20 protein-coding genes are annotated in these 25748 nt (G+C 62.0%); 12 read left to right on the forward strand and 8 right to left on the reverse strand.

The window, feature by feature from the left end:
- Positions 1 to 2 precede the first annotated feature (2 nt).
- Positions 3 to 1067 carry a 3-deoxy-7-phosphoheptulonate synthase gene (locus ACB032_RS03695; RefSeq protein WP_029303894.1) on the reverse strand — a complete coding sequence of 355 codons (1065 nt, stop codon included), beginning with the start codon at positions 1065 to 1067 and terminating at the stop codon, positions 3 to 5.
- Positions 1068 to 1222: 155 nt separating this feature from the next.
- Here ACB032_RS03695 and ACB032_RS03700 point away from each other — a divergent pair, with 155 nt between their 5' ends.
- Positions 1223 to 1603, forward strand: coding sequence for a diacylglycerol kinase (locus ACB032_RS03700; protein ID WP_124250961.1), 381 nt, complete (start codon positions 1223 to 1225; stop codon positions 1601 to 1603).
- Between the two features lie 208 nt (positions 1604 to 1811).
- Here the strand turns inward: ACB032_RS03700 and serA are convergent, their stop codons facing one another.
- The 4 genes from serA to ACB032_RS03720 all read right to left on the reverse strand — a co-directional run bounded on the left by serA (position 1812) and on the right by ACB032_RS03720 (position 6323).
- Entirely contained in the window at positions 1812 to 3044 is a 1233-nt protein-coding gene (gene serA / locus ACB032_RS03705) for a phosphoglycerate dehydrogenase (protein WP_024946386.1), read from the reverse strand.
- Between the two features lie 373 nt (positions 3045 to 3417).
- Entirely contained in the window at positions 3418 to 4071 is a 654-nt protein-coding gene (gene rpiA, locus ACB032_RS03710; RefSeq protein WP_024946388.1) for a ribose-5-phosphate isomerase RpiA, read from the reverse strand.
- Between the two features lie 185 nt (positions 4072 to 4256).
- Complete coding sequence (locus tag ACB032_RS03715) at positions 4257 to 4856, reverse strand: 5-formyltetrahydrofolate cyclo-ligase (RefSeq protein WP_371137368.1); 600 nt, start codon at positions 4854 to 4856, stop codon at positions 4257 to 4259.
- 132 nt (positions 4857 to 4988) lie between these two features.
- Positions 4989 to 6323, reverse strand: coding sequence for a Na+/H+ antiporter NhaC family protein (locus tag ACB032_RS03720; protein ID WP_016351189.1), 1335 nt, complete (start codon positions 6321 to 6323; stop codon positions 4989 to 4991).
- Positions 6324 to 6635: 312 nt separating this feature from the next.
- Here ACB032_RS03720 and dapB point away from each other — a divergent pair, with 312 nt between their 5' ends.
- The 5 genes from dapB (at position 6636) to ACB032_RS03745 (ending at position 16014) form a co-directional block, all read left to right on the forward strand.
- Positions 6636 to 7448: a 4-hydroxy-tetrahydrodipicolinate reductase gene (gene dapB / locus ACB032_RS03725; RefSeq protein ID WP_043123972.1), complete on the forward strand. Its 813-nt coding sequence runs from the start codon at positions 6636 to 6638 to the stop codon at positions 7446 to 7448.
- A gap of 687 nt (positions 7449 to 8135) precedes the next feature.
- Positions 8136 to 9272 (forward strand): glutamine-hydrolyzing carbamoyl-phosphate synthase small subunit, encoded by a 1137-nt coding sequence (carA, locus tag ACB032_RS03730; protein ID WP_043123970.1) that lies wholly within the window; start codon positions 8136 to 8138, stop codon positions 9270 to 9272.
- 16 nt (positions 9273 to 9288) lie between these two features.
- Positions 9289 to 12525, forward strand: coding sequence for a carbamoyl-phosphate synthase large subunit (gene carB, locus ACB032_RS03735; protein ID WP_158197020.1), 3237 nt, complete (start codon positions 9289 to 9291; stop codon positions 12523 to 12525).
- A 484-nt stretch (positions 12526 to 13009) separates the two neighbouring features.
- Positions 13010 to 14668: a 2-isopropylmalate synthase gene (gene leuA, locus ACB032_RS03740; protein ID WP_371137369.1), complete on the forward strand. Its 1659-nt coding sequence runs from the start codon at positions 13010 to 13012 to the stop codon at positions 14666 to 14668.
- Between the two features lie 92 nt (positions 14669 to 14760).
- The gene (locus tag ACB032_RS03745) at positions 14761 to 16014 is read left to right on the forward strand and encodes a DUF1615 domain-containing protein (RefSeq protein WP_371137370.1); all 1254 of its coding nucleotides are present in this window, start codon (positions 14761 to 14763) and stop codon (positions 16012 to 16014) included.
- Between the two features lie 56 nt (positions 16015 to 16070).
- Here ACB032_RS03745 and ACB032_RS03750 read toward each other — a convergent pair whose 3' ends face one another.
- From ACB032_RS03750 to ACB032_RS03760, 3 genes are all read right to left on the reverse strand, one after another.
- Positions 16071 to 16634 carry a hypothetical protein gene (locus tag ACB032_RS03750; protein ID WP_077392284.1) on the reverse strand — a complete coding sequence of 188 codons (564 nt, stop codon included), beginning with the start codon at positions 16632 to 16634 and terminating at the stop codon, positions 16071 to 16073.
- Between the two features lie 137 nt (positions 16635 to 16771).
- Entirely contained in the window at positions 16772 to 17638 is an 867-nt protein-coding gene (locus ACB032_RS03755) for a nuclease-related domain-containing protein (RefSeq protein ID WP_164927682.1), read from the reverse strand.
- Positions 17639 to 17862: 224 nt separating this feature from the next.
- Positions 17863 to 18819 (reverse strand): hypothetical protein, encoded by a 957-nt coding sequence (locus ACB032_RS03760; RefSeq protein ID WP_011706531.1) that lies wholly within the window; start codon positions 18817 to 18819, stop codon positions 17863 to 17865.
- Between the two features lie 221 nt (positions 18820 to 19040).
- Between ACB032_RS03760 and ACB032_RS03765 the strand changes: the two genes are divergently transcribed.
- The 6 genes from ACB032_RS03765 to ACB032_RS03790 all read left to right on the forward strand — a co-directional run bounded on the left by ACB032_RS03765 (position 19041) and on the right by ACB032_RS03790 (position 25745).
- Positions 19041 to 20624 (forward strand): CHASE4 domain-containing protein, encoded by a 1584-nt coding sequence (locus tag ACB032_RS03765; protein WP_371137371.1) that lies wholly within the window; start codon positions 19041 to 19043, stop codon positions 20622 to 20624.
- A 230-nt stretch (positions 20625 to 20854) separates the two neighbouring features.
- Positions 20855 to 21505, forward strand: coding sequence for a DedA family protein (locus ACB032_RS03770; RefSeq protein ID WP_371137372.1), 651 nt, complete (start codon positions 20855 to 20857; stop codon positions 21503 to 21505).
- Between the two features lie 99 nt (positions 21506 to 21604).
- Entirely contained in the window at positions 21605 to 22138 is a 534-nt protein-coding gene (gene speG / locus ACB032_RS03775; RefSeq protein WP_016351180.1) for a spermidine N1-acetyltransferase, read from the forward strand.
- Between the two features lie 251 nt (positions 22139 to 22389).
- Positions 22390 to 23685, forward strand: coding sequence for a DEAD/DEAH box helicase (locus ACB032_RS03780; protein ID WP_016351179.1), 1296 nt, complete (start codon positions 22390 to 22392; stop codon positions 23683 to 23685).
- A gap of 99 nt (positions 23686 to 23784) precedes the next feature.
- Positions 23785 to 24423 (forward strand): DUF2913 family protein, encoded by a 639-nt coding sequence (locus tag ACB032_RS03785; RefSeq protein WP_371137373.1) that lies wholly within the window; start codon positions 23785 to 23787, stop codon positions 24421 to 24423.
- A gap of 278 nt (positions 24424 to 24701) precedes the next feature.
- On the forward strand, positions 24702 to 25745 hold the full coding sequence (locus tag ACB032_RS03790; RefSeq protein WP_039216042.1) for a M35 family metallo-endopeptidase: 1044 nt from the start codon (positions 24702 to 24704) through the stop codon (positions 25743 to 25745).
- Positions 25746 to 25748: the final 3 nt, after the last annotated feature.

The raw sequence follows: 25748 nt of genomic DNA on the forward strand, positions 1-25748 counted from the left end.
ACTCAGGCCTGCTGCTTGGCAAGGCGCACCTGCGCCGCCTCGGCCAGCATGGCCAGCAGGGTTTCGGTGTCGCTCCAGGAGAGGCAGGCATCGGTGATGCTCTGGCCGAAGGTGACGGCGCAGCCGTTCTCCACATCTTGCCGCCCTTCCACCAGGAAGCTCTCGGCCATGATGCCGGCGATGCCGGTGCGGCCGCGGCGCAGCTGATCGCAGATGTCCTGCGCCACCAGCAGCTGGCGACGGTGATCCTTCATGCTGTTGCCGTGGCTGAAGTCCACCACCAGCCGCTCGGGCAGGCCGACGTCGGCCAGCGCTTCGCACGCTTCATCGATGCTGGCGGTGTCGTAGTTGGGGCGGTGGCCGCCGCGCAGGATCACATGGCCATAGGGGTTGCCGGCGGTGCGGTAGATGGTCATCTTGCCGTCCTTGTCCGGGGAATAGAAGATGTGGCTGTGACGGGCGGCGCGCACCGCATCGATGGCGATGCGGGTGTTGCCGTCGGTGCCGTTCTTGAAGCCGACCGGGCAGGAGAGGGCGGAGGCCATCTCGCGGTGCACCTGGGATTCGGTGGTGCGTGCGCCGATGGCGCCCCAGGTGATGAGATCGCTGATGTACTGTCCGGTCACCATGTCGAGGAACTCGGTGGCGGTGGGCATGCCGAGGGCGTTGATGTCCACCAGCAGCTTGCGGGCCAGTTTCAGCCCTTCGTTGACGTCGAAGCTGCCATCGAGGCGCGGATCATTGATGAGGCCTTTCCAGCCGACGATGGTGCGCGGCTTCTCGAAATAGGTGCGCATCACGATGCACAGGCTCTCTTTATACTGCTCGCGCAGGGCATTGAGGCGCAGGGCGTACTCGTGGGCGGCGGCCGGATCGTGAATGGAGCAGGGACCGACGATGACCAGCAGGCGCTGATCCTCACCGGCCAGGATCGCTTCCACTTCGCGGCGGGCATCCAGCAGATTCTGGGCAACGGTGTCGCTTAACGGGAAGGCGTGCGCCAGTTCGCTGGGAGTGATCAGGGACTCCAGGCGACGGGTGCGCAATTCATCGGTGTGAATGGACATACGACTCGATTCTCGAAATGGGTGGCGTGGGCAGTAGCAATGACTGAGTGCCGAAGAGGCAAAGGGATAAAATAAAGCAAAAAACCCCTGATGGAAACCTCGAGGGGCTCTGATAGGATGTGAGCCCCAAAACGATTCCAAATGAGGTAGATAGCGTGGCAAAGCCAGGGGCAACCGGGGTCACCCGCATCATCAATGCAACCGGTTACAGCATGAAGGGGCTCAAGTCAGCCTGGATCAACGAGGCGGCCTTCCGGCAGGAGCTGATGCTGATCCTGCTGTTGATGCCGCTGGCGTTCTGGATCGGCGATACCCTCGAGCAAATCCTGCTGCTGGTCTGTATCAGCTGGCTGGTGGTGATCGTCGAGGTGCTCAATTCCGCCGTCGAGGCGGTGGTGGATCGCATCGGCTCCGAACATCACGAGCTCTCCGGTCGCGCCAAGGATCTGGGCTCCGCCGCCGTCTTTATCGCGCTGGCCCTGAACGCCCTGGTGTGGGGCACCCTGGTGGGACGCAACCTGCTGGGTTGGTGGTAAGTCAGACCGCATTTTCTCTCGCGTCATTGCTCTCTCCATTTGGGAGATGGCTGGGTGAGGGAGGTCTCTTCTCCCCCTCATCCCCACCCTTTCTCCCGCGAGGGGAGAAGGGGTAAAAGAGCAACGATGCGGGTGTGCGCTTAGCATCGCAGCATAAAAAAAGCCCGTCATCACGACGGGCTTTTTGCTGGACGGCTCTGCAGGCCAATCAGTGCAGAATACGGGCACGAATGGTGCCGCCGATCTCCTTGAGCTTGGCCAGCGCCTTCTCGCTGTGCTCGGTCTCCACGTCGATCACCACGTAGCCGATGTGGCTGCTGGTCTGCAGGTATTGACCGGCGATGTTGATCCCCTCGTCGGCGAAGATCTGGTTGATCTGGTTCATCACGCCGGGCTGGTTGCGGTGAATGTGCAGCAGGCGGCTGGAGCCCTTGTGGCCGGGCAGGGAGACCTCGGGGAAGTTGACGGCGGAGAGGGTGGAGCCGTTGTCGGAGTATTTGACCAGCTTGTTGGCCACTTCCAGCCCGATGTTCTCCTGGGCTTCCTGGGTGGAGCCGCCGATGTGAGGGGTCAGGATCACGTTGTCCAGCCCGCGCAGCGGAGTGAGGAACTCCTCGTCATTGGACTTGGGCTCGCTTGGGAAGACGTCGATGGCGGCGCCGGAGATGTGACCGCTCTTGATGACGTCGGCCAGGGCATCGATGTCCACCACGGTACCGCGGGAGGCGTTGATGAAGATGGCGCCCGGTTTCATCATGCGCAGCTGCTCGGCACCGATCAGATCCTTGGTGGAGGCGGTCTCAGGCACGTGCAGGCTGATGACGTCGGACATGTTGAGCAGCTCGACCATGCTCGGCACCTGGATGGCGTTGCCGAGCGAGAGCTTGTTCTCGATGTCGTAGTAGTAGACCTTCATGCCGATGCTCTCGGCGATGATGCCGAGCTGGGTGCCGATGTGGCCGTAGCCGATGATGCCGAGCTTCTTGCCACGGGCTTCCACCGAACGGTTGGCCAGCTTTTCCCACACACCGCGATGGCACTTGGCGTTCTTCTCCGGGATGCCGCGCAGCAGCAGCAGGATCTCGCCCAGCACCAGTTCGGCCACCGAACGGGTGTTGGAGAAGGGGGCGTTGAACACCGGGATGCCGCGCAGATGGGCGGCGTCGAGCTCGACCTGGTTGGTGCCGATGCAGAAGCAGCCGATGGCCACCAGCTTGTTGGCGGCATCCAGCACCTTCTCGGTGATCTGGGTGCGCGAGCGCAGCCCCACGAAATGCACGTCACGAATGCGCTCGATCAGATCTTCTTCGGAGAGAGAGGTCTTCAGATACTCCACACTGGTGTAACCTGCGGCACGAAAGGTTTCCACCGTGTTGGGGTGAACCCCCTCCAGCAGCAGTACCTTGATTTTATCCTTGTCCAGTGAAAACTTGGCAGTCATGACGATCCCTCTATGTTTGCAAAAGTGAGTGCAGATATGGTGTGTGAAGAAAACCGTAAAGTAGCAAAAACGTTTGGGAGAGGGAATATTTGTGACGAAAGTCAAATTCTTTGAAGTTTTCAACGATAGTTGTAAACGAGGGTTTGCAACTCATTGAGCAACCAATAAAAACGGCGCCATGGGGCGCCGTCTTGCATTGCGGGGCGATGGTCGGGGACCACCTCCGTTGAGCTGCCTTTTGGCAGACAACCTTATTGGGTGATGACCCCGTCGGGAGTACCAATCAGGACCACATCTGCCCCACGATGGGCGAACAGGCCGTTGGTGACGGTGCCGACCATGATGCCGTTGAGCAGCCTCTTGGCAGACAACCTTATTGGGTGACGACCCCGTCGGGAGTACCAATCAGCACCACGTCTGCACCGCGGTGGGCGAACAGGCCGTTGGTGACGGTGCCGACAATGGCATTGAGCTGCACTTCCAGCCCCTTGGCATCGGTGATGGCCATGCCTTTCACGTCCAGGATGTGGTTGCCGTTGTCGGTGACCACCCCTTCACGCCAGACCGGGTTGCCGCCGAGCTTTCTGATCTCGCGGGCCACGTATTCGCGTGCCATGGGGATCACTTCCACCGGCAGCGGGAAGGTGCCGAGCACGTCGACCGTCTTGGTGTTGTCGATGATGCAGATGAACTTGTCGGCCACGGCGGCGACGATCTTCTCGCGGGTGAGGGCTGCGCCGCCGCCCTTGATCATGTCGCGGGTGCCGTTGATCTCGTCGGCACCGTCCACGTAGACGGAGAGGGCGTCGATCTCGTTGAGGTCATACACTGTGATGCCGAAGCCCTTGAGGCGTTCGGTGGAGGCCACGGAGCTGGATACCGCCCCCTTGATCTCGTCCTTCATGGTCGCCAGTGCATCGATGAAGTGGTTGACGGTAGAGCCGGTGCCTACCCCGACGATGGTGCCGGGAACCACATACTTGAGCGCAGCCCAACCGGCCGCCTTCTTCATTTCATCTTGAGTCATGATCGATCCTTTGGAAAAAAGCGGCCGCATTATATCCAAGCCGCCCCCCCAGAGCGACCACCCAGCTCACGTTCCGGGCCAAAAACTCGCAAGATGTAAATCGTTTGCCTGTTTATTGTGCCATGTCATTGCACCATGGCTGTGGCAGCAGGGAGTGACGATCGCGGCAGAGGGGGCGGATGGTCCTAGCCGGGAAAGTGCCAGCAGCGGCTGGGGGTGATGATTTGGGGCAGCGGCACGTCCCACTCCTCCTGTGGCACCGCGTCCACCTGCTGGCAGTCGTGGGCGAGCCCCAGTGGCTTGGGGCCGAGCCTGTGTTCATGCCAGCAGGCGAGGGTGCGATCGTAGTAGCCGCCGCCCATGCCGAGCCGGTTGCCCTCGGCATCGAACGCCACCAGCGGCGTACAAATCAGATCGAGGGTGCTGTGGGGCACCACCTGCTGCATGTCGAGCTCAGGCTCGGCGATGCCGTAACGGTTGCGGGTCATGGGGCTGGTGGCGGTGTAGCGCAAGAAGAGCAGGTGACCCGGGGTGAAGGGGTGCAGTACCGGCAGGTAGACCTCTTTTTGCTGGGCCCACAGCCAGTGGATGGTGGGCAGGGGATTGAGCTCGCCGTCGTTGGCCAGATAGAGGGCGATGCGTTTGGCCGCCAGGATCTCGGGATGCTGCTTGAACTGGGCAACCAGCTGCTGGGCCGCCTGCTGCTGCTCGGCCTGGGTCAGGCTCTTTCTGCGCTGGCGGATGAGCTGGCGCAGGGATTGTCTTTCAGGCTGGGTATCCGGCATGGGGGCTCCTCTGATGAACGGGCGGGGGGCGACGAGCGGATCGCGCTGACAGGCGATCACCTTAACAAGGCCGCGCCGGGTTGAACAGCGCGGCTCGGCCGCCGGATCCTCGGGGACCCGGCGACCGCACTATCAGGCGTGGGCGGCTTTGCGCATCTGGTGCTTGACGAACACCGCCACCAGGGCGGCCAGCGCCAGCGCCATGGGGTAGAAGCTCATGCTCACCACTGCCAGCGGGGAGAGGGCGAAGATGGAGCCCAGCAGCAGTGCCTGGGCACCCCAGGGGATGAGCCCCTGCACCACGCAGGAGAAGATGTCGAGCATGGAGGCGGCGCGGCGCGGGGTGACCCCGTGGTGATCCGCCAGCTCCTTGGCCACCTTGCTGGCGACTATGATGGCCACCGTGTTGTTGGCGGTGCAGAGGTTGGTGAGGCTCACCACCCCGGCGATGCCGAGCTCGGCCGCCTTCTCGTTCTGCTCGCCGTCGTGCTGACGGGTGAAGCGGGCGATCAGGGCGCTGATGCGGGCGCTTATCCAGGCCAGCCCCCCCTGGCGCTCCATCAGGGCGCCGAGGCCGCCGATCAGCATGGAGAGCAGGAAGATCTCCTGCATGCCGGTGAAGCCCTGATAGATGTCCTTGCTGAACTGGCCGAGGGGGTAATCCCCCAGCAGGCCGACTCCGCCGGCCGCCAGAATGCCGAGCCCCAGCACCATGAAGACGTTCATGCCAGAGAGGGCCAGCACCAGGATCAGCAGGTAGGGCATCACCTTGAGCAGCTCGACATGGGCCTCGGTGGCGGGGGCATCCCCGACCGACCCCAGGGTCAGATAGAGCAGGATCACCCCGATGGCGGCCGGGGCGGCAATCTTGAAATTCTCGCGAAACTTGTCCTTCATCTCGCAGCCCTGGCTGCGGGTGGCCGCAATGGTGGTGTCGGAGATGATGGAGAGGTTGTCGCCAAACATGGCGCCGGAGAGGATGGTGCCGGCCATCAGCACCGGATCGATGCCGGCGGCCTGGGCCACGCCGAGCGCCACCGGTGCCACGGCGCCGATGGTGCCCATGGAGGTACCCATGGCGGTGGCGATGAAGGCGGAGATGAGGAACAGCCCCGGCAGCAGGAACCAGCCGGGGATGAGGGAGAGGCCGAGCGCGACCGTGGCATCCACCCCGCCGGTGGCCTTGGCCACGGTGGCGAAGGCACCCGCCAGCAGATAGATGAGGCACATCGCCATGATGTTGCTGTCACCGACCCCCTTGAAGAAGGTCTCGAGGTTCTTGTTGAACCCCTCCTTGCCCAGCACCAGCGCCAGCATGACGGCGGGGAGGGCGGCGACGGGGGCGGGCAGCTGATAGAAGGCGAACTCAACCCCCTGCAGGGTCAGCCAGGTGCCGGTACCGATAAAGAGAGCAAGAAAGACCAGCAGAGGCAGCAGGGCTCTGGCGCTGGGTTGGGTCTGGATCATGTGTTCCTCGATGGTTGAACATGACCTCCCTGTCTCAGCCAGCCCGCAGTGGGGTGAGAGCGTGGCGGGCATCCTGCCGCTATGGGGCGTCTACAGTAGTGAGTCGCGCCCGTCGGGTCAAGATAGCCGTCCAGATGGATACTGCTTTTTGTCTTGCGATTTTGCTTAATTGATTAAATCCGTCAAATATTCGGATTTATAGAGATATGTCGTTGAATTTTCGGGCGGCTAACGGCGGCCACGGCGGGCTTTTCAAAGCGGGCGCAGGCTGGTAAAACGGTCTCTTTCCTTAATAGAGATGAGAGGGTGGAGATGGACAATCCGATCCGTGTGGCCGTGATGGGCTGTAATGGTCGTATGGGCAAGGTGCTGCTGGAGGCGATCAGCCATGCCGAGGGCGTGGTGGTCGGGGCGGCGCTGGAGCGACCGGGCTCCGCCGTGATCGGGCTGGATGCCGGCGAACTCAACGGGCTGGGTCGGCTCGGCGTCATCATCAGCGACAGCCTGGACAAGGTACGGGACGAGTTTGATCTCATCATCGACTTCACCCGCCCCGAGGTGACCCTGGCCAACCTGGCCTTCGCCCGGGCCCACCACAAGCAGATGGTGATCGGTACCACCGGCTTTGACGACGCGGGCAAGGCGGCGCTCAAGGCTGCCGCCGGCGAAATTGGCATCGTGTTCGCCTCCAACTACTCGGTCGGCGTCAACCTGGTGTTCAAGCTGCTGGAGCAGGCCGCCAGGGTGATGGGGGATTACACCGACATCGAGATCATCGAGGGGCACCACAGACACAAGGTGGATGCACCGTCCGGCACCGCGCTCTCCATGGGCGAGGTGGTGGCCAAGACGCTCGGACGTGATTTGAAAGAGTGCGCCGTCTACGGCCGCGAGGGGATCACCGGCGAGCGGGATCGCAACACCATCGGCTTTGCCACCATTCGCGCCGGCGATTTGGTGGGGGAGCACACCGTCATGTTCGCCGACATCGGCGAACGGGTGGAGATCAGCCACAAGGCCTCCAGCCGTCTCACCTTCGCCAACGGTGCGGTGCGCGCCGGCAAGTGGCTCAAGGGGCAGGGTGCCGGCCTCTATGACATGCAGGACGTGCTCGGCCTCAAGTAACCACATCAGCTGACATCACGGCACCCGTGGTGCGCACGAAGGGGCTGCCCGGCCCATTGTCTGTTAAAAACCCCGCTCATGCGGGGTTTTTATTGGTGATTTTGTATAAATGGCGCTTACGCAGCGATTTTCATGCGAAGTGCCATAAACCCTTCCTCTCTGCTGCTGCGCCGGATCTGCCATTGCACAAATGTCATCGGCTGGTAACGAAATTGGGCCTCAATAGCCCCTGTCAGGGCATTTTTTTACATCCATCAAAACAGACTAAAAATTCAAACAAAGAAAAACGTTTTCCATTTTTCAAGGCCACTCATCCTCCCTCAAAAAGCTGTTTGCAGACGTTGAGATTTTTTTATATGAAACTTCATTTCATTGTTTTTTAAGGATTAAAAATTGGTTTTTGTATCAATGCTGGTCTCTTGGTCTGGATTGATGGCAACTTTTGCCTTTTCTTTTCAGGGTGGGGGTTGCAAAGCGATTGAGTGCATAGATAATGGGTAATGTTGCTTGTTTATTGAATTTAGATGCATTTCAGATGAGAAAAGACGTTGAAATGCGATCGTTTTTAAGTAGAATGCGCCCAATTTGCCAGAAATCTGCCGGGTTCGAGTCCTGTCCAAGGCCGGAACCGAGCCCGCAACACCCAGGTAAATTGCTGAATTTAAAGCTAAATAACTGGAGGTTGTCTTGAATCACACTGCATTGCTAGTGCTGGAAGATGGAACTGTGTTCAAAGGCGTGTCGATAGGCGCCGAGGGATGTTCCGTTGGTGAAGTGGTTTTCAATACGTCGATGACGGGCTATCAGGAAATCCTCACCGATCCCTCTTATTCCCGTCAGATAGTCACCCTCACTTACCCCCATATAGGCAACACCGGCACCAACAGCGAAGATGAAGAGTCCAGTCAAATCCACGCGCAGGGATTGATCATCCGGGACCTTCCGATACTTGCCTCCAATTTCCGCAATCAGCAATCCCTCTCCGAATACCTCAAGTCTCACAACATCGTTGGCATCGCCGACATCGACACCCGCAAACTGACCCGTATCCTGCGCGAGAAAGGCGCCCAGGCTGGCTGCATTCTGGCCGGGAAACAGGTTGATGAAGCCTATGCCCTCGAACAGGCCCGCGCCTTCCCCGGTCTGAAGGGGATGGACCTGGCCAAAGAGGTCACGGTTGGCGAGGCGTACAACTGGACCGAGGGCAGCTGGCAGCTTGGCAAGGGGCACGTCACCCCGGCTGCCGACCAGCTCAAATACCACGTGGTGGCCTACGACTTTGGCGTCAAGCGCAACATCCTGCGCATGCTGGTGGACCGCGGCTGCCGCCTGACCGTGGTGCCGGCGAAGACCTCGGCTGCCGAGGTACTGGCGCTGAACCCCGATGGCATCTTCCTCTCCAACGGCCCCGGTGACCCCGAGCCGTGCGACTACGCCATCGAGGCCATCGAGGCCTTCCTCAAGACCAATATCCCGGTGTTCGGCATCTGCCTGGGTCACCAGCTGCTGGGTCTGGCCTCCGGTGCCAAGACCATCAAGATGAAGTTCGGCCACCACGGCGCCAACCACCCGGTGAAGAGCCTGGACGACAACACCGTCATGATCACTGCCCAGAACCACGGTTTTGCGGTGGACGAGCAGACCCTGCCGGATTGCCTGCGCGCGACCCACGTCTCCCTGTTCGACGGGTCACTGCAGGGTATCCATCGCACCGACCGTCCGGCCTTCAGCTTCCAGGGTCACCCCGAAGCGAGCCCGGGCCCGCACGACTGTGCCGGTCTGTTCGACCACTTTATTGAATTGATCAAGCAGTATCGCGCTTAAGAGGAAAAGAGAAGCCATGCCAAAACGTAACGACCTACAGAGCATCCTGATCCTCGGCGCCGGCCCCATCGTCATCGGCCAGGCCTGCGAATTCGACTACTCCGGCGCCCAGGCCTGCAAGGCCCTGCGCGAGGAGGGCTACCGCGTCATCCTGGTGAACTCCAACCCGGCCACCATCATGACCGACCCGGAGATGGCCGACGCCACCTACATCGAGCCCATCACCTGGGAAGTGGTGCGCGAGATCATCAAGAAAGAGCGCCCGGATGCCATCCTGCCCACCATGGGTGGCCAGACCGCACTCAACTGCGCGCTGGATCTGGAAAAGCACGGCGTGCTGGCCGAGTTCGGTGTGGAGATGATCGGCGCCACTGCCGATGCCATCGACAAGGCGGAAGACCGCTCCCGCTTTGACAAGGCGATGCGCAGCATTGGCCTGGAGTGCCCGCGCGCCGGCATCGCCCACAACATGGAAGAGGCCTGGGGCGTGCAACAGATGGTGGGCTTCCCCTGCATCATCCGCCCCTCCTTTACCATGGGCGGCTCCGGCGGCGGCATCGCCTACAACCCGGAAGAGTTCGTCGAGATCTGCGAACGCGGTCTGGACCTGTCGCCGACCAAGGAGCTGCTCATCGACGAGTCGCTCATCGGCTGGAAAGAGTACGAGATGGAGGTGGTACGGGATCGCAACGACAACTGCATCATCGTCTGCGCCATCGAGAACTTCGACCCCATGGGCATTCACACCGGTGACTCCATCACTGTCGCGCCAGCCCAGACGCTGACCGACAAGGAGTACCAGCTGATGCGCAACGCCTCCATGGCGGTGCTGCGCGAGATCGGCGTCGAGACCGGTGGCTCCAACGTCCAGTTCGGCATCAACCCGAAAGATGGCCGCATGGTCATCATCGAGATGAACCCGCGGGTGTCGCGTTCCTCTGCGCTGGCCTCCAAGGCGACCGGCTTCCCCATCGCCAAGATCGCCGCCAAGCTCGCCATCGGTTACACCCTGGACGAGCTGATGAACGACATCACCGGTGGTCGCACCCCGGCCTCCTTCGAGCCTGCCATCGACTACGTGGTCACCAAGGTGCCGCGCTTCAACTTCGAGAAGTTCGCCGGCGCCAACGACCGTCTGACCACCCAGATGAAGTCTGTCGGCGAAGTGATGGCCATCGGCCGCAACTTCCAGGAGTCCCTGCACAAGGCGCTGCGCGGCCTCGAGACCGGCAAGACCGGCTTCGACCCCATGGTGGATCTGAACGCCCCTGACTCCCTGACCCGCATCCGCCACGAGCTGCAGGATGCCGGCGCCGAGCGTATCTTCTACATCGCCGACGCCTTCCGCGCCGGTCTCTCCATGGACGGCGTGTTCAAGCTGACCAAGATTGACCCCTGGTTCCTGGTGCAGATTGAAGAGCTGGTGAAGCTGGAAGAGCAGGTGAAAGAGCGCGGCATGGCCGGCCTCGATGCCGACTTCCTGCGCGCCCTCAAGCGCAAGGGCTTTGCCGACGCCCGTCTGGCCAAGATCCTCGGCGTGGCCGAAGGGGAAGTGCGCAAGCTGCGTGCCCGCCACAACATCTTCCCGGTCTACAAGCGGGTCGATACCTGCGCCGCCGAGTTCGCCACCAACACCGCCTACATGTACTCCAGCTATGACGAGGAGTGCGAGGCTAACCCCACCAACCGCGACAAGATCATGGTCATCGGTGGCGGCCCGAACCGTATCGGTCAGGGCATCGAGTTTGACTACTGCTGTGTACACGCGGCGCTGGCCCTGCGCGAAGACGGTTACGAGACCATCATGGTCAACTGCAACCCGGAGACCGTCTCCACCGACTACGACACCTCCGACCGTCTCTACTTCGAACCGGTCACCCTGGAAGACGTGCTGGAAATCGTGCGCGTCGAGCAGCCCAAGGGCGTCATCGTCCAGTACGGCGGCCAGACTCCGCTCAAGCTTGCGCGAGCATTGGAGGCCAACGGCGTGCCGGTCATCGGCACCAGCCCGGATGCCATCGACCGTGCCGAAGACCGTGAGCGCTTCCAGTCTGCCGTCGAGCGCCTCGGTCTCAAGCAGCCGGAGAACGGCACCGTCACCGCGCTGGAGCAGGCGGTGCTGACCGCCGAGCGCATCACCTACCCGCTGGTGGTGCGCCCCTCCTACGTGCTGGGTGGCCGCGCCATGGAGATCGTCTATGACGAGCAGGACCTGCGCCGCTACTTCGCCGAGGCGGTGAGCGTCTCCAACGAGTCGCCAGTACTGCTGGACCGCTTCCTGGACGACGCCACCGAGGTGGACGTGGACGCCATCTGCGACGGCGTTGATGTGGTCATCGGCGGCATCATGGAGCACATCGAACAGGCCGGCATTCACTCCGGTGACTCCGCCTGCTCCCTGCCGCCCTACACCTTGTCCAAGGCCATTCAGGACGAGATGCGCGAGCAGGTGCGCAAACTGGCGCTGGAGCTTGGCGTGGTCGGTCTGATGAACGTGCAGTTCGCGGTGAAAGACAACGAGATCTACCTCATCGAGGTGAACCCCCGTGCCGCCCGTACCGTGCCGTTCGTCTCCAAGGCCACCGGTGCCCCGCTGGCCAAGATCGCCGCCCGCGTCATGGCCGGTCAGAGCCTGAAGGAACAGGGCTTTACCCAGGAGATCATCCCGCCCTACTACTCGGTGAAGGAAGTGGTACTGCCGTTCGCCAAGTTCCCGGGCGTGGATCCGCTGCTGGGGCCTGAGATGCGCTCCACCGGTGAAGTGATGGGGGTGGGCAGCAGCTTTGCTGAGGCCTATGCCAAGGCTCAGCTGGGTGCCGGTCACCAGGTGCCGCGCGAAGGGCGTGCCCTGCTCTCCGTTCGCCACAGCGACAAGGAGCGGGTGGTGAACCTGGCCGCCAAGCTGCTGGAGCTGGGCTATGACCTCGACGCCACCCACGGCACCGCGGTGACCTTGGGCGAGGCGAGCATCAACCCGCGCCTGGTGAACAAGGTGCACGAGGGCCGTCCGCACATTCTGGATCGCATCAAGAATGGCGAGTACACCTACATCGTCAACACCGCCGAGGGCCGTCAGGCCATCCAGGATTCCAAGCAGCTGCGTCGCGGTGCCCTGCAGCACAAGGTGGCCTACACCACCACGCTGCACGCCGCCTTTGCCACCTGCATGGCCATCAGCGTGGATGCCACCGCCAACGTCAACTCGGTGCAGGAGCTGCACCAGAAGGTCGAAAGCCAGCTGAAAAGCCGCTAAGACCGCGTGATGGAGGAGGGACGCCTCCTTCGTGACCCGATAAAACCCCGCCAGCGATGGCGGGGTTTTTTATTGGCAAAGAGATCGGGTGCCTATGGCAACGGGTGTCACCGAGCAACATGTTCTGGGTGATATTCACCCCTTATTGGCCAGAAAAAGTGACAATGATTGTGCAATAGATGTATTTGACAGCCTTCTTTGCAATCTCTCGCCCGCGTCGCCTCTCTATACTGGTTTCTCGTCACAGGATTTATCGACCCAGGTCGTCTGCGCCTGCCAACGCAGGGGCGAGCAGATCGGGCCCGCAACCTTATCGGGTTGTGCGGCCGGCCCCCTTACCGGAAGGGGCCACAGGAAACCGGGCGTGGGGCTACCGCCGCACGACCGGCCAGGGCCAGCGTTACCGCGCCAACCCGCTTCCCCTCCTTGTCCCCGTCAATCAGCCCAGCCGTACCGCCAGGACATCTGCCAAGGGAATCAGAATATGAGCTTCGATCATCGCAAATACCGCCGTGCCCCCGTCATCAATCTGGCGGATCGCCAGTGGCCCAACCGGGTGCTGGAGCGGGCCCCGCTCTGGTGCGCCGTGGATCTGCGCGACGGCAACCAGGCGCTGGTGGAGCCGATGACGGTGGCCCAGAAGCTGCAGATGTGGGCGCTGATGGTGCACATCAGCTTCAAGCACATCGAGGTGGGCTTTCCGGCCGCCTCTCAGCCCGATTTCGACTTCGTGCGCGAGCTTATCGATCGCAATCTCATTCCGGACGACGTCACCATCCAGGTGCTGGTGCAGGCGCGCGAAGATCTGATAGCCCGTACCTTCGAGGCCCTCAAGGGGGCCAAGCGGGCCATCGTCCATGTCTACAACTCGGTCAACCCGACCCAGCGCAACTATGTGTTCAACTCGGGGCGCGAAGGGGTCAAGGCCATCGCCGTGCAGGGGGCGCGCTGGGTGCGCGAGTACGCGGCCCGCAATCCGGGCACCGAGTGGAGTTTTCAGTACTCGCCGGAGAGTTTCAGCAGCACCGAGGTGGAGTTCGCCGTCGAGGTGTGTGACGCGGTGATCGACCAGTGGCGCCCGGCGGCCCGCCCGATGATCCTGAACCTGCCCGCCACCGTGGAGGTAAGCACCCCCAACGTGTTTGCCGATCAGGTGGAGTGGTTCTGCCGCCACCTCAAGGCGCGCCCGGAGGTGAGCATCTCCATCCATACCCACAACGATCGGGGCTGTGGGGTGGCCGCCGCCGAGCTGGCGGTGCTGGCGGGGGCGGATCGCATCGAGGGCACCCTGCTCGGCAACGGTGAGCGCACCGGCAACATGGATATCGTCACCATGGCCATGAACCTCTACAGCCAGGGGATCGATCCCGAGCTCAACCTGGCGGACATGGATGCCATCGTTGCCACCGTGGGGGCCTGCACCCAGATTGCCCTGCACCCGCGCCACCCCTATGCCGGCGAGCTGGTCTACACGGCGTTTTCCGGCAGTCACCAGGACGCCATTCGCAAATCCCTGGCGGCGGAGAAGCCGGATCACTACTGGGACGTGGCTTACCTGCCCATCGACCCTGCCGATCTCGGCCGCAGCTACGAGGCGGTGATCCGCATCAACAGCCAGTCCGGCAAGGGGGGCGTTACCTACCTGCTGGAGCGCGACCTTGGTCTGCAACTGCCGCGCTGGCTGCAAATTGACTTCAGCCGCCGGGTTCAAGCCGAGGCGGAAGCGAGCAGCAGCGAGATAAGCCCGGAGCAGATCCGCACCCTGTTCGAGCGCCACTATCTCGAACCCGCCCACGGCTATCGCATCGGTCGCTTCCAGCTCGGTCGCGACAGCCAGGAGAGTTTGCGCCTTGAGCTGCAGACCCCGACCGGCTCGCTGCAATTGAGTGGTGAAGGGGAGGGGGCCATCACGGCGCTGGTCAACGGCTGGCAGCGCCAGACCGGCATGCACATCGACGTGCTGGACTACTCCGAGCATGCCTTAAGCGCCGGCACCGAGTCCCGCGCCGCCGCCTACGTGCTGCTGAGCGTCGACGGGACCCGCACCTGCGGGGTAGCCATCGGCCGCGACGTGGTCAGTGCCTCCCTGCAAGCGGTGATCAATGGCGCCGCCCAGATAGAGGCGCTGCGCCAGAGCGCCTGATCCCGGCGCCGTCTCGACCCTTGGGGGCCCTCGCCACACAGGCGGGGGCCCTTGTCATTGATGGCTTCTGCTCCCCGTCTCAATCCTCTACAATGCCCTGCCTGTCTGCGTCCGGATACCCTCTGCGGGTGCCAGGACGCCTCATCCACCGGGAAGCATTCATGTCTCATCTCATCGTCTGTCGTCATTATCTGGCCCCGCTGCTGGCCACCTTGCTGCTGGCCGCCTGTGCCAGTGAACCCGTCAGTCAGGGCGATGCCAGCAAGCCTGGCAGCGCCGCTGTCACCGGGCCGGCCATCGCCAGACCCGCTCCGCTGCCCAAGGCCCAGGTCCCCCGGGCGCCTGCCAGCATGCAGTCACGCATTGTGCGGCTGCTGCCGGCCCGCACCGTGGATCGCAACGGGTGGGCCCAGGATATCGTCACCGCTCTCGCCAAACAGGATCTGGCGGTGACCGACGAGAACGTCTGCTCCGTGCTGGCGGTGGCGGAGCAGGAGTCCACCTTTCAGGCCGACCCCGTGGTGCCGGGCCTTGGCAAGATCGCCTGGAAGGAGATCAACGCCCGCGCCAGCAAGCTGCTGATCCCCGAGTTCGTGGTGCGCACCGCGCTCTCCATCAACTCGCCCACCGGCAAAACTTACGCCGAGCGCATCGACAAGTTGCGCACCGAGCGGGAGATGAGCGAGATCTTCGAGGACATGATAGGGGAGGTGCCCATGGGCAAGACCCTGTTCGGCAACATGAACCCGGTCCGCACCGGCGGCCCCATGCAGGTGAGCATCGCCTTTGCCGAGGCCAACAGCGACGGCTATCCCTATCCGATCAAGGAGTCCATTCGCCACGAGGTGTTCAGTCGCCGTGGCGGCATCTGGTTCGGCACCCGTCACCTGCTCAACTACCCGGCCCAGTATCCGGATCACCTCTACCGCTATGCCGACTTTAATGCCGGCTGGTATGCGAGCCGCAACGCCGCCTTCCAGGCGGCGGTGAGCCGATTGAGTGGCAAGCCGCTGGCGCTGGATGGGGATCTCATTCGCTACGACTCCGAGCTGCCGGGCAAGACCGAACTGGCGGTGCATACCATCGCCGGCCAGCTCAGCATGAGCACGCAGGCCATCCACCAGAGCCTGAAGCTCGGCGACACCAGCGAGTTTGCCCAAAGCGATCTCTATCACAGGGTCTTCGTGCTGGCCGATCGCAAGGCGGGCAGCCGGCTGCCCCGCGCCGTGCTGCCGGGGATCTCGCTCAAGAGCCCCAAGATCACCCGCAACCTCACCACCGCCTGGTTTGCCAAGCGAGTGCAGTGGCGCCAGCAGACCTGCCTGAAGCGGCTGGGGTCGCTGTAACTGCAATAACAAAGGCGGCCAATGGGCCGCCTTTGTTTTATGTAGATATCATGGCGTCAAGTTAACTGTTTAACCGCAACCAGTATCTTGTAATTGTTTTTCCACTCTCCTTCGACAGGAAGATCAGAAAACTCCAGTGTTTTACTATATAGAAATGGACCGCTATTTAGGCAGGCTGGCCAAGTATCAAAGATATCCTGCTTGCCTTTATTTTCTGTCCAGACATCGGCCAGCACTACGGCATAACGCTGGCGCTGTATTGGGTTAATTAGCCCCTTTTCAAGCAACAGGAGTGCTTCATTGGACTGCATTCGTTCAATATCATTCCTGACACTATTAGTTTTTGATTGAGGTGCCGTAAAGCGCTTAGCCTCAATAAGAAATAGCGCCGTTTCCGTGAAAACTACGGCGTCCATATGTTTCTTTTCCGTGAGGCTTATTGGAGCTTCAAACCATGAGAAGCATGAGCCGGGATAGAGGCTTTCAAGCGCAGAAACAAAGTTGTTGGTGAGATTCCGTTCGGTGAAGCCGGTAGCTCCATGTGCAGGGTAGTAGTGAGAAAAAATAGTTATATATCGGCTGTGCAAACGAGCCATTAATTTATCTAGAAATACTTTCATGTTATTGCTCCATAAATGTACTGATGTATCTAGACCAAGGGCTTTTAAAGCGGCGATAGGGTGTAAATATAAAATAAATCCCCTGCACAGCTTCAATGACTCTGGTCCGTTTAATGATTCGAGATAGTGTTCTCCGATTAAGGGGACTGACTGTGTAACAAAGTCACGCCCCTGCATTTTGGGAATCCGCTGCATCCCCAAAACTGATTGCCCTTGTTTTCCCCCCGAGTTGCGGTGCGCAATACCATGGTGTTGCCACATCTGGGGCAGAGCGGGGGTGGATTGTCCGGTGGCAATACGCTCTGTGAGGGTGGGTTTGCAACTGATTGCCTGACAGGTGCGCGGGTGGAAACATGGTTGGCGGATGGGCCGGCATGACGTGCCTTGAGCTGGGTGACATGCTGCCGGTGGGTTTGCCAACTGGCGGTCAAGCGGCCTTGCTGAATGGTGTCGACAATCCGAACGACGTCGGCGGTGCTCAAGACGGGAGTGGTCTTGCTCTTGATATAGCTGACCAGTCCGCGACGCATGACGTTCTCCGGCATGGGGGTTTTGAAAGTGCAGTCGCCAATAAAATAGACGATGGAATGCAACTGGTGATCCGCCAGCCCCAGCAGGGATTTGAGGGTCATCAGGTGCAGATAGTTTTGATGCAACGGGTTTTGAAAGCCGTGCCGGTGTCGAAACAGCTGCTGGGTCCAGCGCTTGTGTCTGGGATCGCCGAAGATCCACCCCTTCATGTTTTTGGTTTCTATCACGAATACGCCGAAGCGGGAGACGAGCACCTGATCGATCTGGGTGCTGCCCTGCTCGAGCGGCAAGGTGACATTGCTCAGCAGATGATATTCCTGCCGGTCGAGAAAGAGCCGGATGCTGAGATTGAGCAGCCACTCCCCGATCATGCCCTTGAACCAGGGGCTCTTGGCTATGGTGACCAGCAAAAGCAGTGGCAGCAGAAACCAGAACTGGTTCAGCAGAGCGGCCATCAGGGCGGTAACGTCCATGTGATCTCTCCTCGCTCCCGATGCCTCTCCCTGGCGACGGGGCACTCTGATTGGCGTGAGCCTGGTGTGGCACCACAGGATTGGTGCCATCCGGAAAATGGGGTGCCGAAGTGAACTACTTTAGCGAGTTGACTAGAGGGAATGTGTGACCGCTTGCACCAACTGAGCGGCGCATCACTCTTTTTGTGCCAACGCCAGAGAGGGAAGCAGCCGCAGGGAGTGGCCTAGAAGCTCATCGCCAGCCCGACGCCGTAGCCGCTGGTGTTGTGGCTGAACATATAGCGGGCCACCAGCCGGGTGCGGGTGACGAAGATATCGTACTTGCTGCTGTCGAGCTCCACCCCGAGGCCGAGGGAGTTGAGGGAGTTGAAGCCGAGCAGGCCGCGCTGCTCGCCCAGGTATTCGGTGCGGGCCCCCTCCATCACGTAGCGCACGGGTTTGCCCAGCAGCGTCAGATTGCCGATGGGCGCGCGCCGGCGCAGATAGAGGCCGAGGTTTTCGGCGTTGGCCTGGCCGGTCACGCTGGCGGCGGTGCCGCCAAAGCTCTGCAGGTGCTGATAGGAGTAACGCAGCTCGGCGTCGATGTCCTGGGCAGGGGAAAACAGCTCGTAGTCCAGCATCATGGCGCCACCGAGGCCGTAGACGTCGAGTCGGCCACCATCGAGAAAATCGAGGTTCTTGCCGGTGTATTGGCCCAGCAGCCAGTTGCCGATGCGCAGATCGCTTGCCACCGTGCCGAGGGTGACGTTGCCGATGGGGCGCAGCACCCAGTTGCCGCCGTGGCTGTCCCGGTGCAGCCCTATGTCCCAACCGATCCCGCCAGTGGCGGTCAGGCTGTTCCACTTGGTGGGAACGGTGCGGCTCTCGCTGCCGTTGCTGACCACGAACTGGGGATCGTAGCGGCTGAATCCCAGGGTTCCTTCCAGATAAATCGGCACGCTCTCGCTCATGGTGGCGCCGCCGCCGATCTGGGTCATGTTGAGGGCCGAGGATTGATTGGTGCCGCTGCCGATGTTGATGTTGCTGGCGGTGATGTCGGGCACCACGGTGAAGGTCATCAGCGACACCACGGCGTTGGCGCGTTGTTGCACCCGTGAGTCGTCGTCGGCCATGACCTGGCAACTGCACAGCAGGCCAAGCAGCAGGACGGGGCGCAGTGGAAGGGGGAGAGGTGTGAGCATGCCGGGATCCCGTGAAGCCTCTTCCGATGAGGCACGGTTACACTGTAGCGATTATTTGCTCGCTTGGCAGCCCCACCGTGAGCCGGATGACGCCATTTGTGCCCATTCGTTCCCCGGCACCGCAGGCTGGTCACCTTGGCGAGGTTTTTCGCGCAAGGGAGAGGCGCAGAGGCAAAATCCATTAAACTCAATGGGTCACCTGTCCGGGAGTGTGGGTAAAGATGAAGATCAGCCGCAAGATTACGCTGACCATAGTGCTGACGCTGCTGCTGTTGCTGGGGGTCGGCTATGTCGGCCTTCATTATGTGGTCGGCAACAAGTTCGGCGAGCTGGAGCGCATGAGCGTGGAGCGTAACCGCGAGCGGGTCCGGGCCGTGGTGCAGGCCGAGCTTGGCCAGCTCACCATGCTGGGGCAGGATTGGTCCGAATGGGACGAGACCTACGCCTACATGGTGAGCCGCGATCCCGCCTATCTGGCGGCGAATCTCAACGTGCGCACCTTCGAGACTCTGGGGGTCGATCTGGTGGCCCTCTATGATGCCGACAAGCAGCCGCAGGCGGCGTTTGCCTATCATGGCGGCCAGCTGGTGACGCAGACACCGGCCCAGTTGGCCCCCATCACCGATTATCTGGTGCGCTACGGCAGTCTCAAACCCAACGCCGGCATCTGGTTTGACGGCGAGCGTTACTACCTGCTGGCCGCGACCCAGATCCTGACCAGCGAGGGGGAGGGGCCGAGTCGCGGCACCCTGCTGCTGCTCAAGGCCTTCACCACCCGGCTGGTCCATCAGATGCAAAAGCGCACCAATCTCTCGCTCTCCTTTTTGAGCCCGCAGCAGCTGGCCACCAGCCTGGGGGTCACCACCCTGGCCCGGCTCAGGGCCAACGACAGCCTGATCCTGCCGCAGGAGGAGCGATTGCTCACCCTGGCCCAGATCGATACCCTGCAGGAGGACTCCCCGCTCATCTTTCGCTTTACCCTGCCACGGGATCTGATGCTGGAGGGCAAGGCCATCGAGCGCCACATCTTCTGGCTGCTGAGCCTGGGGACCTTGCTGTTCGGGGCTCTGGTGCTGCTGATCCTCAACGGCTATATCGCCGCCCGTCTGCAGCGGCTGAGCGCCAATCTGCGGCTCATCGGCGACGACGGTGCGGTGCGCCGGCTGCTGGTGGAGGGCAACGACGAGATCTCCCAGGTGGCCATCGACTGCAATCGGATGCTCGATCATCTGGACAGCCTGCGTCAGCGCCAGCTCGACAGCGAAGCCCGCCAGAAACTGCAGCACGGCGCCCTCATTCATCTGGCCAAGAGCGATCTGCTGAGCGGCGAGGATCCGGGCCTGGCGGCGCGCCACATCAACGAGGCGATCTGCTCGGGCACCGGCGCGGCGCGGGCCAGCGTCTGGTTCAGTGCCGAAGACAAGCAGAGCATGTACTGCCAGGATCTGTTCTTTTTGCCCAAGCTCCATCACCAGCAAGGTTTTCACCTGCCCTATGCCTTGATCCAGGGGCGCTATGAGGTCTCCAAGCCCGAGCATGAACCCTGCCTCATCCTGCGCGAGCCCTACGATCTGACGCGCTTTGGCGCCATGCTGGCCCAGCTCGGGCTGGAGGGGCTCTCCGGCACCATATTGATGGCCCCCCTCAAGCAGGGGGATGAGCTGCTCGGCTTCATCATCGCCGAGCGGGCCAGGCTGAGCGAGGTATGGCATCCCGATGAACTCGCCTTCGTGCTGTCGGTGTGCGATCTCTCGGCCCAGACCCTGCTCACCCTCACCAAGTTGCAGCGCCTCAAGCGCAGTTGACGCCGTTTTGCTATCTGGGCCCCTCCAGCCGGAGCGGGCCCGATTTTTTTGCTGGCCTTGGCCGATTATCTCCCCTATCCATGACCTGTATTAATTTCTTGTTCACTTGGCCGGGTGTATAACGGGCCACCCTCAGGGATAAAAGGGGTTGGCGACAGGGAGGGTCTGCCGCACCGGAGGCCGTCAGGCCACCCAGGATGGATGCTCACGAAGTTGATGGGAGTCACCAGATGCAGGACATGCTGCTTGCCATATGGCAACAGGACTTTGACCAATTGATCCAGATGCAGGCGGTGGGCCTGCTCGTCACCTGCCTGGTGGTGATCCTTTTTCTCGAATCGAGTTTCGTGTTTCTGCCCCTGCCCGGCGACAGCCTGGTGCTGCTGGCCGGCGGGCTGGTGGGCATGGGGGTGCTCGGCCCCGAGGTGACGCTGCTCTACATGCCGCTGGCAGCGGGGCTTGGCAGCCTGATCGCCTATGTGCAGGGGCAGGCGCTGCACGGCACCGCCTTCATGGGGCACGTGGAGCGGATGATCCCGGACGGCAGCCTGCCACGGGCCTCCCGTCTGCTGCACAACTACGGCTTCTGGGCCATGTTCTCCTCCCGTTTCGTGCCCTTCGTGCGGGTGCTGACGCCCATGCTGATGGGGGTCTCGCGGCTGCACCTGCCGCGGGTGATGATCGCCAGTTTTGCCAGCGCCTTCCTCTGGGCCCTGGTGCTGAGCCTGGTGGGCAAGGCGGTGATGGCGGCCCCGGTGTTTGCCCAGTATCACGAGCTGCTGACCAAGTGCCTGCTGGTAACCTCCCTCGGTCTGTTCGTCATCGCCATGGCCGCCATCGCCATCCGGCTGCTCAGGCGCCCGACCAACCGCATTCGCTGACCGACCGGGGCAGGGGCCCCGCCATCTGTTGCTCTCACTCTTCATGGCGCCGCCGCCCCTGGCTGGCTGGCGCCCCTTCACTCTGCAAGCAGGTACCTTATGTCATCCCACGACACCTTGACCCTTCGCCCCCTCGAGCGCGAGGATCTCAAGTTCGTCCATCAACTCAACAACAACGCCAGCATCATGCGTTACTGGTTCGAGGAGCCTTACGAGGCGTACATGGAGCTGGCCCAACTCTATGACAAGCACATCCACGACCAGCACGAGCGCCGTTTCATCCTCGAGGTGGCGGGGGACAACGTGGGGCTGGTGGAGCTGGTGGACATCCGCAGCATCCATCGCCGCGCCGAATTCCAGATCATCATCGCCCCCGCCCATCAGGGGAAGGGCTATGCCAAGACCGCCACCTTGAAGGCGATGAAGTACGGCTTCAACGTACTCAACCTGCACAAGCTCTATCTCATCGTCGATCGGGACAACGCCCGGGCGATCCACATCTATCAGGAGCTGGGTTTCGAGCCGGAAGGGGAGCTCAAAGAGGAGTTCTTCATCGATGGGCAATATCGCACCGCCATTCGCATGTGCCTGTTCCAAAGAGACTTCCTGGCCCAGAATGGTCGAGGTGGCTGAGCTCCCGCACGGACATGAAGGGCTGCTGGCGGGGCGTGTTCGCCTTGCCAGCCAGGCGGCCCTGGCTCCATGAAAAGGGCGCGTATTTGAGGCAGAATTTGCGCCATCTATCTGTTACACTTCGCGCCCGCCATTTTCCGGCCACTCTCTGACTTGATGTCAGGCACAGCCGTCGGTGGTCTGCACCGACTTTTCGCTCATGCCGAGCTAACCAAGCCAGCCACAGTCCAGCTGGAACACAGGAACCCATTATGAGATTTGAATCGTTCGATTTTGCCCCCGAGATTTTGCGCGCCATCTCAGAGTGCGGTTATCAGGAGATGACCCCTGTGCAGCAGCAGGCGATCCCGGCCATCCGCCGCGGTCGCGACGTGCTGGCCAGCGCCCAGACCGGTACCGGCAAGACCGCCGCCTTTGCCCTGCCCATCCTGCAGCGGCTGGTGGACAACCCCGCACCGGTGCAGCCTTCCAACGCCCGGGTGCTGATCCTGACCCCGACCCGCGAGCTGGCGGCCCAGGTGGCGAGCAACATCAATGACTTCGCCAAGCATCTGGATATCACCACCCTCACCATCTACGGTGGTGGCAAGCAGGATGTGCAGGCCAGAAAACTGAAAGCGGGCGCTCACATCATAGTGGCGACCCCGGGCCGGCTGCTGGAGCACCTCACCGCCTGCAACCTGAGCCTCTCCGGTGTCGAGTGCCTGGTGCTGGATGAAGCGGACCGCATCCTCGACATGGGCTTCAGTGCCGATGTGCAGCAGATCCTGCAAGCGGTCAACAAGACCCGTCAGAACCTGCTGTTCTCTGCCACCTTCTCCGAGGCGGTGAAGAAGCTGGCCAACCTGATGCTGGACAAGCCTCAGATAGTGAGCGTCAACAAGCAGAACTCCACCGCCGATACCGTCAGCCACACCGTCTATCCGGTGGAGCAGAAGCGCAAGCGCGAGCTGCTCTCCGAGCTTATAGGCAAGCAGAACTGGCCGCAGGTGCTGGTGTTTGCCAGTACCCGCGAGAGCTGCGACGAGCTGGTGGCCGAGCTGAACCTCGACGGCATCAAGTCCGCCGTGGTGCACGGCGACAAGGCTCAGGGCAGCCGTCGCCGCGCCCTGCGCGAGTTCACCGAAGGCAAGCTGCGGGTGCTGGTGGCCACCGAAGTGGCCGCCCGTGGCCTGGACATCCCGGATCTCGAGTACGTGGTCAACTATGATCTGCCGTTCCTGGCGGAAGACTACGTGCACCGCATCGGCCGTACCGGCCGTGCCGGCAAGAGCGGCATGGCCATCTCCTTCGTCAGCCGTGAAGAAGAGCGCACCCTGCTGGAGATCGAGGCGCTGATCGGCCAGAAGATCCGCCGCATCATGGTGCCGGGTTACGAGGTGAGCAGCCGCGACGAGCTGATCAAGCAGTTGCAGGAGCGTCGCCGCTTCGGCAAGCGCCCGCAGCGGGAAGACAACGCCGCCGCCCAAGCCATGGCCGAGGCCAAGCTGCAGGGCCAGCGCCTCAAGCGCCTGGCTGCCGCCAAGAAGCCGCGCCAGCCGAAATAAGGCGCGCAGGCCGCTCTATTGAACCGCAAAGGCGCCACTGGCGCCTTTGCCATCTCTGTCATCGGTGTTGACCCCTGGTGGTCGACTCAAGGATTGCTTATGACCGCTCCTACCTACAATCAGGCCCTGTTCGAGATGGCCAGTCAGAGTCTGGCCGAACTGGCCCGCACCGCCGAGCAGAAGGCTGGCAAGCGTACCCCGGCGCAAGAGAGCCATTTTCTCTGCACCTGGATGGCCGACTCCCTCAAGGAGAAGCGCTTCTCCCGGCTGGTGATGGAGGATTTGAAGGATTGGGTGCAGCTTGGCCGCACCCTGGGGGCCGGCGCCGATCTCAAGGGGCTGCTTGAGCGGATCATGAGCCAGTATGAGCGGGCCATGGCCGAACCGACCGGGCTCGGCAGCCGGCTGGCCGCCCTGTTGGCCGAGCTCGCGGCCGAGGGTTGGTTAGTGATTACCGACAGCGAGGTGAGCGCCAAGCTGCGCCTGCAATCGGGCGGTCAGCCGAGCATCATCATCAGCGCCAGCGAGTATCAGGGCCACATCGAGGCGGGCGAGCTGGTGAAGCCGCTCACCCTCTATGTGCGTGGCGACGAGGCCCGGCTGGCACGGGCGGCCTTTGGCCACCGCCTGCTGCTGAGCCAGGGCAACAAGAAAACCACCCTGGTCAAGCACCACAAGGCTTACCGGCTGGTGCCGGGCAACGCGCAGCCAGCGCTGGCGATGCTGGTAGGCCCCTGAGCTGGGTCTGCTCCATCTGTCTGATACCCCGGCCGGTGCCGGGGTTTTTTATGGGCGCGGGGCGGGGCGGGGCGGGGTGGCAGGCAGGGGAAAGGGGGAGGGCGCCGCGACTCTTGTCGCAGCAAGCGGGGGCATCTGGCATTCCCCCTATCCTGGGGGGCGTCCCCCATATGGTGGGATGGTCGCGGAAAAAAACTGCTCTAGGGTGAGTGGGCCCCAAAGAGGGCCTTGAAGGAAGCAAACCGCCTGACAAGGCGACACTCAATGAATGAGGAAACATGATGAAAGCGACTCCCATTGCCCTGTTGCTGGCCGGCGTGCTGGCCTCTCCGCTCTGCGCCGCAGGGCTCGACGCCCAGCTCACCCTGGTGGATGGCAACAGTGACGACGTGCGCGTCAACCTGACCCTGACCAACAGCGGGGACAAGCCGGTTCGCCTGCTCAAATGGCAACTGCCGGGCAGCGAAGATGCCCCCTTGTTCCTGGTGGAGCGAGACGGCCAGCCGGTCAGCTACGAGGGGGCCCTGATCAAGCGGGCAGCCCCGACCGACAAGGACTTCCAGCTGCTCAAGGCCGGCCAGAGCCTGACGGTGCAGGCTGAGGTTTCCGGTCTCTATGACATGAGTGCCCAGGGCCAGTACAGCATCCGCTACCTGCTGCCGACCTTGCCGCAAGAGGCGAAAGCCGCCAAGGCCAAGCAGGCCCAGGCGAGCGAATCCAATGCGGTGACCCTGTGGGTGGACGGGGTGAGTGACGAGCGGGTGCTGGCCAAGGCGGCCCCCCTGGCCGAGCCGCAGGCGGTGACCGCGTCGGTCAGCTTCAGCGGCCGCTGTACCAACACTCAGAAGAGCGACATCCTGGCGGCGCTCGATGCGGCCAGCGGCATCACCAACAACTCCAGCAGCTACCTGGCGGTGGACAAGCCGGAAGGCCAGCGTTATCGCAGCTGGTTTGGCGCCTATGATGCCTCGCGCTGGGATCAGGCCGAGACCCACTTCAGCAAGATCAAGGATGCCATCGACAACAAGCCGCTCACCTTCGACTGCGGTTGCAAGCAGAGCTACTTTGCCTATGTCTATCCGGATCAGCCCTACAAGGTCTACCTGTGCAAGAGCTTCTGGACTGCACCGGTCAGCGGGACCGATTCCCGTGCCGGCACCATCGTCCACGAGTTGAGCCACTTCAACGTGGTGGCGGGCACCGACGATCTGGGTTACGGTCAGGCCAATGCCCGCAACCTGGCGAAGACGGATCCGGTCAAGGCGCTCAACAACGCCGACAACCACGAGTACTTCGCCGAGAATACGCCGAGCGAAAACTGATTT

It is taken from the genome of Aeromonas sp. S5(2024), from assembly GCF_041403025.1.
Taxonomy (GTDB): domain Bacteria; phylum Pseudomonadota; class Gammaproteobacteria; order Enterobacterales; family Aeromonadaceae; genus Aeromonas; species Aeromonas hydrophila.